General features: G+C 61.2%; 2 protein-coding genes. Both read right to left on the bottom strand.

Annotated features, from left to right (window positions below):
* Nucleotides 1-11: 11 nt before the first annotated feature.
* Nucleotides 12-470: a DUF6911 family protein gene (locus tag CFB46_RS35190; RefSeq protein WP_143751607.1), complete on the bottom strand. Its 459-nt coding sequence runs from the start codon at nucleotides 468-470 to the stop codon at nucleotides 12-14.
* The gene (locus tag CFB46_RS10475; RefSeq protein ID WP_089499943.1) at nucleotides 467-12,529 is read right to left on the bottom strand and encodes a hemagglutinin repeat-containing protein; all 12,063 of its coding nucleotides are present in this window, start codon (nucleotides 12,527-12,529) and stop codon (nucleotides 467-469) included. Before CFB46_RS10475 ends, CFB46_RS35190 begins: the two co-directional genes overlap by 4 nt.
* Between the last annotated feature and the right edge of the window lie 210 nt (nucleotides 12,530-12,739).

Below are 12,739 nucleotides of genomic sequence, written 5' to 3'. Positions count from 1 at the left end.
TTTTACAGTAATTATCGCGGCTTTCTATCCCAAACCGATCGAGTTTTCTTGAGGCTCACTTCCGTTAAATTCCGATGCGTGTAGAAATCCAGAAACATTTCCAGCGCCACCGATATATTGCGACACACCGTTCGATCATCCCACTCATGCCCCAAAAAGCTAGTGGTTCCTCGAAATGGTGCATCACCCGGCTCCCACCATTCGCGCCGTGCCGTTTTCTCAGTCGGCGGGGTTACAGGATCATAGACAAGCCGACATTCCCCAGGATGGGAATACATCGCCAGAGAATCTCCTAGCAAGAGTCTATCTACATCCTCGCGAACGGCGATCGTCAGCGTGACCGTTCCACCGAATTCAAATACACGTCGAATCCACTGCTGGACCTCCTCCCACGAGGCCTCCTCACTACTGAAGGAAGATAATTCTCCAGAATGTTTGCTTGCCGCTTTCAAACGAATAACATTTTTCAAAATTTCGCTCCTTGAGTTTCAACCAGCTTATTTCCGCTGCCTCTGACCCATTGCGAAATCGATCCATCGGCCCCGTTAACTACGGTGAGCTTACTTAGGCCGGCAGCGTCGGCCATCTTAACGAGATCAGATTGGCAATAGTCACACGGCGCCAACCCTCTAACTACAATCGTCATAGGTTGATCTTGCGTCAATCCCGCGTTATATGCTTGCTGAATGACACCGATCTCCGCGTGGGCCTCGCCGTAGATTCCGTTCGGGTCTCCAGGCGCTACCAACTTTGAAATAAGCGTAGGTTGACTCGGGTCAGAAAATCCAACTCCGCGTGCCGTCTGATTGACATCATAGAACGATCGCCCACCAATGCTTGCATCAGCCGTCACCTGAACCGGCGCGGATGCTCCGGGTAATGTCTTACCAATCAGAGGATCAATCGACTGAGCCTTCGCAAGATCGACCGCAAGAGGCTCAGCAGTGGCGGCATTCGCCGTTCCTCCCGATGTGACCGGCTTCGGTACATCCGCGATCGACTGCGAAACAACGTCCGACACCGCAGCCGCGACCCGCCCGGCAATCGCCTTAACAGCGCCGGTTGCTAATCCACCGCCCATCGTAGCAATAACGGCGTCCGCAACCGGATGGACTGATGCAATCGCATCGGGTGATGTCCCAGCTTGCTGAATCAAGTCATTCGCAAATCCAGCCACCTGTTGATTGGTCGGGCCGTTCGGATCAACGTAATATTGCGATCCGATCCCGGCCGTCTGTGGCGTTTGTCCCGGGGCGAATGCATGTGCTGTTCCCCCCGGTGTACCAAACAACGTCGAGTCATTGAATTGAGCGCTGGTCGACTGGAACGTCTTGACAGTGCTGCCATCCGCAACGATTGGACCGGTCGTCCCCGAAATCGTATAGCCGGACATCTGACTGATCGCCTTCTGAGCAATCGCCAGATTCTGCATAAACGTATCGAGAGCTTGCGAGTTACCAGACGCCTTTGCCGCCTGCACCAGCTGAATTTCATATTGCGTGAGCTGTGTCTGTGCCTGCGCGTCTACCTTCGCGCCTGCCGCCAACGTCAGCATGTTGGTCCAGTAGTCCGCCAGCGTCGCTTGATCAGCCGGTGTCTTGCCGTTCGCCGTCGCGATCCCCTTCGCCACAGTGGAAATCATGGTGCGTTCTTGCGGGTGCAGTTGGCGATTGAACAGATCCGCGCTCAACGCACCATTTGCGCCGCTCATCGCACCAGCCGAGCCGCCCAGCAAACCGCCCGCCGCCGCACCAGCCAGCCCCGATGCCGCATTCGCCAACAACGTGCCGCCCAGTGTATCGCCGAGCGCGTTCCCAACGGCGTTGCCTGCCATGTCACCGGCTACCGTGCCAGCGACCGCCCCGGCCACATTTCCACCGCCCATCGCCGCACCGATTGCGGCTATACCGGCGTGTGATGCGATCCGGGCTGCGCCATCGTTACCCCACAAAGCTTCCTGCTGTTGCGCCGCCGTGAAATCGGCCTGCGCCTGTGCCATCCCGGCTGTATCTCCGGCGGCACTAGCATTGGCATATGCCAGTCGGGCCTTCGTTTCGTCTGCAATTGCCTTGTTCTGCAGCGCGTTCGCGACATCCCCCACCACCTGCATCCCAACTTGGCCGACCGATTGCTGGACCGCCATGTCGTTCTGCACGTTCTGCGCATTGAACGTGTTCTGTACCGCACCGTTCGCATTCGCCGTGTCGCGGCTCAGCCCAGCAGTGCTGTCGTGTCCGGTACCCGTGTCACCGCGTACCGTGATCTTCCCAGGACTGACAGCCGCATAGGTCGTCCCCGACGCGTCGCTGCTCGTGCCAGCTGCCGAGAATCCGCTCGGCCCCAGGCCCTGCGAATTCAGCGCTCCCGTTGTGTTGCTAGCACCCTGCTTGACAGGCGTATTGAGATTCACGCCGCCCGGCGTGCTGTTCCCGAATCCACCGCTCGCGCTGACGCCCACCGTATCGCCCGAGTAAGACGCGTGGTTCTCCAGATTCGAATAGCCAAGCGTCTGCGTCGACAAGCTGTTCTTATCCGGCGTCGCCGTGCTGGCGATCACGCCACCGTCGAGCTGCGTATGGTTCCCAACGTTCACGTTATACCCGCCGGTACCCGCATAGATGCCGCTTTGCTGGTTCACCGACTGATAGTTCGCGTTGATGTTCTGCTGGCTCGCGCTCGCGCTACCGCTCACCGTCTGACCGTAGCAGAACGGCGGCACGCAAATGCTTGCCTGGAACCCGGCGCTCGATTGCTTGCTGTCGTAGGTGCTGGTGTCCTGCTGGCTCTGAACGTTCAGGTCGCGCCCGACACTCGCGTTGATCGTATTGCCCGACACCTCGGCTCCACGCAAGTTCGTATCGCGTCCGCTCGTAATCGACAGCGTATCGCTCGCGGTAATCTGTGTATCGCGATTCGTGACGCTATTACCGTTCGCATTGCCGTGCGCCGTGCTTGCACCCAGTTCAAGCGTAAAGCCATTCTGCTGTCCACCGAGAGCAGCACCCACGCCGATACTGCCGCCGCTGCTGCTATTGCTGCTCGACTGCTGGCTCGTATCCTTCGCGCTCGTCAGGTTGATGTCGCGCGCCGCGCTCAGCTCAACGTGCTGCGCGCTAATCTGCGTCCCGCTGGCATTGATGTCACCGTCGGTCGCAAAGCCATTTGCATCCTTGGCTCCGCTCCCCGTTGCAATCAGCGTTGCCTTACCGCCAGCGTGCAGCGTGCTCCCGTCGTTGGCGACCGAGCTCGATTGCGCTTCGCTGTGGCTGGTACCGCCGCCAATGCTGACCGTCGCCTTGACCAGTGCCTGATTCGTTGGCTGCCCGTTACTCAATGCACTACCAACTTGATATGCGTTGTATGCGGCAAGTCCGGCCTGTGCCTTGTCGAGCGCCGCCAATCGCGAGTCGCCGCCACGCGCCGGCTGGCCAAACGCCTGGTTCGCCTGCGCGATTGCATTGCCCACTGCGCCGCCAAGCGCAACACTGACGCCGAACTGACTCGAATCCTGACTCATGCGGCTCTGTGTCGCGTCCGTTCCCGGATCGAGATTCAAGTTCTTGCCGATCAGCGTCAAATCCTTACCCGCACTCAGGTCGGAGCCTGCCACCGTAATGTCCTGCTTCGCATCGAGCGTCACGTTGCCGTTGCCGCTCACAATCTGGCTGCGCATCGTGCTCTGCGTTTGCGACGACGTGTCCTGCACGCTATGGCTATTCGCCACACCGACCGAAAAACCGGTCGCCGTGCCGTTGCTACCGAGGCTGCCAACCTGGTGGCTACTCGATTCCTGGTGCGTCACGTTGGTTTCGAGCCCCGCCAGTACATTGATCGCGCCCTGCGTAGCGACGAGATCGACGCCCTGCGTTCCGCTGATGCCCGACCCGACGACGTTAATGTCGCCCGTCTTGCTCTTGATGACAACGCTATTGCCAGTGACCGACGACGCCGTTTGCTGGGTCATCGTCTGGCTGCCGTCCGAATTGCTCCGGCTCGCGTTGTACGGTGACGGACTGTTCCCGCCACTGTTGGCCGTGCCGCCGATCCAGCGAGCGACGTCTCCAAGGCTCGGCGTCGACAGTAGCGCGAGGCTCGTGCTGGAACTGCTCGACGACGTACTCTGCCGAAGTTGATCGGTCGACGCCTGCAACGTCACGTCGCGGTTGGCATCCAGCGTCGCCGTACCGCCAGCGCTGATCGCGGAGCCAATCACGGCAATATCGCCGTCCACGGTGTTCCCATTCGCATCTTTGTGCGCACCGCCGGTCGCTTTCACGGTCACGTTGCCGCCGCCACGCACCGTGCTTCCCGCATTCGTCAAACTCGACATGTCGGTCGTACTGCTGCTACGGCTCCGACCGTACGTCACCGAAATCGACGGCACATCGGCCGCACTTGCGCCGATTTCGGTCAGCACCGATTGGCCTCGCTGGAAACCGTTGCCCGAGGACGCATCCGCTTTCAGGTTGCGCATCGTATCAAACGGCGTACCAGTGACCGCCACCGTCAACCCGCTCGAACGCGCTTCTTGCTGATCATGCGATTGCGCACGGTCCTGTCCCGAGTCGATCGTGACGTTCTCGCCAGCAATGCTGATGTTACCCGTCGTGCCCTTGACGTCGTCCACCGCCTTGCCGGCGACCACATCGCTGCCGCCGATATGAACGTCCTTGCCAGCCGACACCTTCACGTTGCCTTCGACGCTGCCGACGGAGCTGCGTGATTGGCTTTGCGTCGTCGAAGTTGCGTTATATCGATCGCTCTTTTCGCTCGATCCGATCGTGATACCCAGACCACCCGAGCCGGACAGGCCCGAATGCTTCTCTTGGTGATACTCGTTGTCCTGATACGTGTTGGTTGCTGCAGTGATGTTGACATTGTCCTTGGCCGACAGTGCCACATCGTGCGTCCCGACAATGGAGCTACCGGTGACGTTGATGTCTTTCCCGCTTACGACCGTTACGCCATCGGCCGAGATCGTGCTGCCATTGGCATACGTGATGGTCTGATCAACCCGGTTTGTCGCGCTCGCATGACTTGCGACGCCACCGTGGTCGTGCGACTCGTCCATGTTCGACACATGGGTTTCGGTCGCCGCGCCGACGTTCACGTTGCCGACTGCCATCAGGCCCACGTTGCCCTGGTCAAGCGAGATCGTGCTTCCGATGACGTTGATGTCCTTGCCTGAAGCAACGTTCACGGTATTGCCGCTATGCACCGCCGTGCCAACCACGGTCTGGTCGGACGTGTGCAATGTTTCCGAATAGCTGCCGTGGTGGTCGCTACCCGAACCGTTGCTGTCGATCGTCGAGGTCGTGCTCGCCGCGCCAAGCGTGACATTCCCCTTGGCGGCGATCGTGCCCCCGTTGCCCAGGTTGATTTGCGCGCCGGCTGCGGTCAGATCGCCATTCACCCCGATCATCGACACGCCACCAATATTCACAGCGCTCCCAACCACACCGTTGATGTCGGTATTCGATACGCCATTCGCGCGCTGCACGATCTTGTGTTCGCCGACTTGCTGCGTACCGAGGTCGTAGTTCCCGCCAACAAGCAGGCCGAGATTCCCGCCAACTGTCAGCGCACCCGCATGCTGTTCAAGGTTGCCGCCGGCGATGATCGCCGCGTCGCCCTTGACGTCGAGTTGAGCAATCGGCCCAAGCGTCGTCTTGACGCTCGTCGCACCGTCGCGGCTTACCTGGGTGTCGGTATTCACCGCGCTATTGAGAACGAGATCACCGCCTGCGTTCAGGTTCAAGCTACCCGCCTTGACCTTCGCCGATGTGAGATCGACGTTGCCATCCGTCTTCAGCGACATAAGGCCGCCGCTTTGCAGCGCACCGAACGCGTTGTCGATCTGCTTGCCTTGAATCGACAACGAATTGTCCGCCTTCAGCGTGCCGCTGTTCGCGAAGTTCTGCGCGTCCTTCAGATCGATGTCGGTGGCGGTGATCAGCGGACCATTGACGTTCTGCTGGTTCGCCTGTGCCAGATACACGACCGGCACGAGCACTGACTGACCGTCGACCACGCGCGTTTCCATCATGATCACGTTACCGGTCAGCTTTGATACCTGCTCGGGAGACAAGCTCGCGCCCAGCGGCAGATTAAGCGACCTCTCCAACGATGCACCCGCCGCCATAAGCTGCTGATACATCGTCTGAAGATCCGTGTACGGACCCAATACCGCGCGGCCAGTCAGCGCCGTCACCTGATTGCGTACAAGCTGCTGTTCATAGAAGCCGTCACCCAAGCGCTTCGGAATGTGGGTGAGGTCAACCCCGATCTGACCGAAAAAGTAGTCGCTCGAAATGAAGTTCTTCTGGTTCGTGAACGCCGGATTCGTCTCGATCACGTAGCTCGCATTTGGCGACGGATTCGGCCGGTACAAGCCACCCTGTGGAATCGTCAGGTTATTCAGCACGTTCAACGCAGTCGCGCTTGCAATGATCCGATCGACCGGTGTTGAGGCGCCGCCATGCACCGGCGCCGCCGACTGGGCGCCCGCGCCCGCGATCGTTCCTCGAACGGCGCCACCAGTCGTTGCCGAAGCCGTTGCATTGCCATTGAGCGTGGCAGGCGTCACCGTCGCCCCCGAACCCGCCGCTGCGCCATTGAGCGAGACCGGCGTCAAACCCGCGACCGATTGACCGGGCAGCAGGCCAAGCGACGGAAGCGATGCGTTGCCTGCGGTATTGTTGATGCTCACGCCCGTGCCGGAAATCGTGCCATTCGAACCCAAGGTCGAATCGTAGGCCGGCAGACGGTAGGTCTTGACGTCTGCTGGCGCGACTTGGGTATAGCCGCCCGGCCGGCCCGTCACGAACGGGGCGTTGCCAAACGGCAATTGCCAGTTATATTCGCTGCTGTCGTAGTTGTTGTAGTGGTACTGGCCCGAGTACGTCACCGTCACGGTCGGCGCCTGCTGGCCCGTTGCCGCCCAACCGTTGCCGTCATAGTTTTGCGGCAAGTTGAGGTTGCCAACGGCCGTGATGCTGCTCCAGTAGTTTTGCAGGGTACCGGTCGATGTTGCGTTAAGACTGCCGCCCGACACGATTTGCGCAGTCGGGCTCAATGCCGTGACCGTGTTCCCCACAGCCGTTCCAGTATAGGTCGTGTAGAAGTACCCGCTGTTCCACTGGCCGCCGTGCGGCGGGTCAATGTACATACCGCCCGGCTGGGCGATCAAGGCGGCTGTTATGGCCGGTGTGAGGTTGGAGGGCCCGAGACCGGCGATCATCTGTCCCCCTCCCGCGCAATTCACCGCGAAGTACGATGCGCAACCTGACAGGCTAATGCCGTATTGCGCGAGGGCCGCCGGATCAACGTTACTCGTGCTTCCCGAGGTGCTCATCACACGACGCGTGCTCGTCACCTTGTCGGCGTGCAGTTCCATATCACCGCCGGACTGAATCAGAGCGGATACGTTATTGATCAGCGACGCGTTCGTATAATTGCCGCTCGCGTCCTTGCCGCCCGCGAGCACGACCTTACCCATCCCGAAAATCGCCGTCGTTGGCATCGAATCGGTCGCCGTCGCGTCGTCACGGTTTTCGATGTCGTGCGCGAGAATTTCAAGCTTGCCGTTGCTATCCGATGCGCCAATCAACGCCGTGGACCCAACGTTCGACACCGTGCCGGTTGCGTTGAGCGAGACGCTCCCTCCCACCAGCGAGCCGGTATTCGACAGATTGCTCGATTGCGTATGCAGCAGTCCACCGGCCGACAACGCGCCCGAATTGACGATATTGGCCGCGTTGATGTTCAGGCCATTGATGGTTTGGAAGCCCGCGTTGTTGGTGAACGTGCCGGGTAGCGCAAAGGTAAGATCGTTGCCGACGTTGAACTGCGTATCCGGCGTTGTCGTGTAATCGCCTTGCAGGTTCACGCGTACATCGTGCGCTGCGCTATACGCGCCGCCGCCTTGCAGTGTCGGAGCCGTGATCGTCAGGTCGTGCGTGGAGCTGATTTGCCCGTTCGTGTTCGTGATTGCGGCGCTCGCCGTCACGTCCACGTTGCCGCTCGAATTCGCAACGCTGCCGATTTGCCCGCCGCTGTTGTCCAAGGTCGCCCCTTGAACATGGAGGCTCGCGCCGCTCAACTGCCCGCCTTGCGTGTTCGAAATCGATGTCGCGCTGATCGTAACGTCGCCGTTACCGGTGATCGCGCCCATGCCCGACACGTTGCCCGCGCGGCTGTTCGTGATCTGGCTGCCGCCTCGCACGGTCATCGCGCCCGTGCCGAGGTCGGTAATGGCCCCGTCAGCGTTGTTGATCGAGCCGGAATGAACCGCGATCGTGCTCGTGTCGCCGGCCGTCGTCTGACCGGCCTGAACGTGCCCGGCCTGGTTCACCAGCGCGCCGCCATTCGTCAACGACAGAGACGCGCCCGCACGCACCAGCCCTTGTGCGTTGTTCACGTCGCCCGCAACCGTCGCCGTCACGCCGCCCTGTGCCGCGAGAATGCCGTTCGAGTTGTCCCAACTGCTCGCGTCGACAACCGCCTGCCCCTTGGTGACAATGGTCCCGCCTGCATTGTTCAGCCCCCTCGCGCCGTTACCCGGCGCGATGGTCAGCGTCCCGGTACCGGCATGCGTGATCGTGCCGCCTGCATTGTTCAATTGGCTAGCGGCCAGCGTCAGGTCCGTACTGTTCGTTTGAATCACGCCCGCTGCGGAGTTGTCGAGCGAGCCGCTGACGTTGACAGCCATGGCCGACAAGCCATATTGCGTGATCGTCCCGCCGTGGTTCGTCAAGTTCGGCGCGGTCAACGCAAGTTGGTTGGCTTCGAGCTTGCCCCTGCTGTTGTCGATCGTCGAATCGGCCGTCACGGACAGGTTGGACGCACTGACCGATCCGCTCTGGTTCGTCATCGAGCCCGTGTGGATCGACGCATTCGTGCTCGCGCCAATCTGACCGCCGTCGTTCGTCAGCGTGCTGCTGGAAATGCCAAGGTCCGCACGGGACTGCAACTTGCCGTTCGTATTGTTCAACGCGCTGCCGACCGTCGCCGTCAACCCGGATTTGCCGTTGATCAACCCCGATGTATTGTTCAGCGTGGCCGAATGCTCCACGACGCCACCGTTGCTTGCAATCGCTCCGCCAACGTTCGATACCGATCCCGTCGCGTTTCCAAGCGTCAGCGTGCCGCTGCCGGCATGCGTAATCGTGCCGCCATCGTTCACGAGTGATGCAGGCGAAAGCGTCAGGTCCGTACTGTTGGTTTGTAGCGTGCCGCCATTCGAATTGTCGAGCGTGCCGCTGACGTTGACAGCCATGGCCGACGACCCAAGTTGCGTGATCGTGCCGCCGTGGTTGGTGAGATTCGACGCGCTCAACGCGAGCTGATTCGCTTCGAGCGAACCGTCATTGTTGTCAAGCGTCGAGTCGGCCGTCACCGACAGGTTAGGCGCAACGATTGAACCGTTCAGGTTCGACATCGAGCCCGTGTGGATCGTCGCGCTCGCGCTTGCGCCGATTTGGCCACCGTCGTTCGTCAGTGTGCCGCTGGAAACAGCAAGGTCCGTACTGGACAATAGCTTGCCACGCGTGTTGTTCAATGCGCCGGCGATCGTCGCTGTCACCCCGGCCTGGCCATTGATCGCCCCCGACGTGTTGTTCAGCGAACCGCTTTGCGCGACGACTCGCCCGTTGCTCGCGATCGAGCCGCCGACGTTCGACATCGAACCAGTGCCGTTGCCAATCGTCAGCGTGCCGGTACCCGCATGCGTAATCGTGCCGCCATCGTTCACGAGCGAAGCCGGAGTCAGCGTAAGGTCGGTGCTGTTCGTCTGAATCACACCGGCTGCCGAGTTATCGAGCGTGCCGCTGACGTTGACAGCCATGGTCGACGAGCCATATTGCGTGATCGTGCCGCCATGGTTCGTCAGATTCGGTGTGGTCAACGCGAGCTGGTTGGCTTCGAGTTTGCCGCCGCTATTGTTAAGCGTCGAATCAGCCGTCACCGACACATTGGACGCGCTGACCGATCCACCCAGGTTCGTCATCGAACCCGTGTGGATCATCGCGTTCGTAGTCGCGCCGATCTTGCCGCCGTCGTTCGCGAGCGTGCCGCTAGCGATGCCAAGGTCCGTATTGGACAGCAGCTTGCCGTTCGTATTGTTCAGCACGCTACCGACCGTGGCCGACAAGCCAGCTTGGCCGCCGATCGAGCCGGACGTGTTGTTCAGCGTGGCCGATTGCGCCACCACGCGCCCGTTGCTCGCGATCGTACCGCCGACGTTCGACACTGATCCCGTGCCATTGCCGAGCGTAAGCGTGCCGGTGCCCGCATGCGTGATCTTGCCGCCGTCATTGACCAGCGACGCGGGAGCGAGCGTCAGGTCGCTACTGTTGGTTTGCAGCGTGCCGCCGCCGGAGTTATCGAGCGTGCCGGACACGTTCACGCCCATCGCGCCGGTGCCGATCTGCGTGATCGTGCCGCCGTGATTCACGAGATCGGTCGCGTTCAACGATACCTTGTCGGCCTTCACAGCGCCCGCGCTATTGTCGAGGGCTGTGCCGCTCAGTGCCGCCGTCTGAGCGACAATCGAGCCGCCGCTATTGATCAGGCGCGCACCCGCATCGACCGCCACATTTTGCGTAGCCTGCAAAGCGCCACTGCTATTGTCGATCGATTGTCCCGAGACATGCAGATTCGTATTGGACGTCATCGTCCCGCGGTTGGCCACGTTGCCGCCGCGCACGGTGACGTCGCCGTTGCCACCGATCACGCCGCCCTGCGCGCCGTTTGCAGTCGTGCCCGCTGCGTTGGTCAACTGGCCGCTGGTCGTCACGGAGAGGCTGTCGCTGTTGAGCGACGTAATCCGACCCGCCGTGTTGTCCAGCGACACACCGGCCACCGTCATGCCAGCCGCGCTTTGAACGGTGCCCCGGTTGTTCGCGATGGCGCCGCCACGCACGTCTGCCGTGCTTTCGGATACCAGTTCGCCGGACTGGTTGGCGATCTGGCCTGCGACGTTGACCGACAGCTGCCCCTGCGACGACACCTTGCCGCCCTGGTTCGACAGGTTGCCGCCGGTCAGCGTCGTGCTGTTGCCGCTCGACAGGCTGCCGTGATCGTTGATCATGGTGCCCAATGCATTCGCCTGAATGGCGCCTTGCGCGCTCGTCGTCGCGTTCGACAGATTCACGTCGGCGGCCGTCGCGTTCAGCGACAGATTGCCGTTCGCGGCGGTCTGGCTGCCGGCGAGATTCACACTGCCGCCGGTCAGCGATGCGTTACCGCCCGCCACATTCTGGCCGGTCGCGGACAGTTGGCCCGACGCACTCAGGTTCAAGTCACCGCTGTGCGCGACGGAACCGTCGTTGTTCACACCCGCGCCGAGCGTGCCAGTCGAGTTGACACCGCCGGCGTTGACCGTCGCATTCTGCTGGGCCGCGAGCGTCCCGCTGTTCGTCAGATCGGCCGCAGTGTTCGCCGACAACGATTGCTGCGCATACGTGGTGCCGCTATTCTGGATGCCGCCCGAGGCCGACATCGCGAGGTTGCCGCTTGCCGTGGTCTTGCCCGCGAGCACGAGCCGGCCGTCCGATTGCAACGTCAAATCGCCTGCCTGCGCCGCGATCGTCCCTGCGTTCGCGACACCAACGCCTGCGGAGTTGCCAACCAAAAACACCCTATTGGCATACATGCCGCCTAACTGAGCCACGTCAATCGCGACGGCAGGAGCGGGACCGTCACCGGCGATCTGCGTCGCGGCAAGCGTGTCGTGATTAACCTGGTTCGTACCGGCGATTACATTGAGGTTCTTCGCATAGATCGCGGCATTAGCCTGTACAGCACGGGCGATGATGTCGGTCTGATCCACCGTGGACGCATCGAGCCCCGCGCCTTGCACGGTCACGAGGCCGCGATTGACATTGAAGCCCGTCAACGACCCGTCCGCGCCAAATTGCGGCACGCCAGTTGTCAAGACCGCGCGCGAGGTATTGATGAACCCGCCACCGTCCACGACGATACCGGCAGGGTTGGCCAGCACGACCTCCGCACGGCTGCCCGCGATCTCCACATACCCCTTGATCTGACTAGCCGCGGTGCTGTTGACCTGGTTGACGATGATGCGCGCCGCCTGCCCCGCACTCAGGTTCGGGTTGCCGTTGATATAGCCGGCCTGCTGCGTGTTGACGATCGTCGACGCGTTGTTCAGGATCGCGCCGTTCTTCTGAACGTCGAACTGGTTATAGGTGTTCAGCGACACGCCGGCAGCGCTCGGCGTGTTGATGTTGACTTGCGGCAGGCCGTTGGGCGTCTGCACCACCGCGGGCGCGTGAGCCCCTCCGCCGACGATCTGCGCATTCGCCCAAATCGGATTCATGCCGGCCGCGACCAGTGCGCCGAATGCAGTCACCCGTAACGCGAACTTCGCTGCCGGATGCTCGCCGCCCCGCTTGGCAACGCGGCCAGCCTCGCCCGTATTTGTTTTCCCCGTCCTGCCGGCCGTCTCTTCGACTGCAACCAGCATACCGCGCACGCGGCTGTACACCAGCCGATATTGGTTCTTGTTCATTATTTTGGTCTACTCGCGATTTTTTTTCGATCCGCTCTCACGGCATCGAACATCGCTGGAATCTAACTGAAACGTAGAAAGTCAGCGTCAAAGAACGTTAATCGTTGCCCGGTTGAAACAGTTCGTTCGCGCCGAAGCTCCAACACGGGCGCTCGCCCCGCTACCCCGACCGTGGCAAGTTACATATTGCGTCGTCCGCAACTATGGGCG

Source organism: Burkholderia sp. HI2761 (genome assembly GCF_002223355.1).
Classification (GTDB): domain Bacteria; phylum Pseudomonadota; class Gammaproteobacteria; order Burkholderiales; family Burkholderiaceae; genus Burkholderia.
The sequence above is the reverse complement of the archived record's forward strand: the minus strand, read 5'-3'. Positions and strand labels throughout refer to the sequence as shown.

Excerpts from the sequence above, each read along its gene's own strand:
- CFB46_RS10475 (WP_089499943.1), bottom strand. The coding sequence starts at position 12,529 with ATGAACAAGAACCAATATCGGCTGGTGTACAGCCGCGTGCGCGGTATG.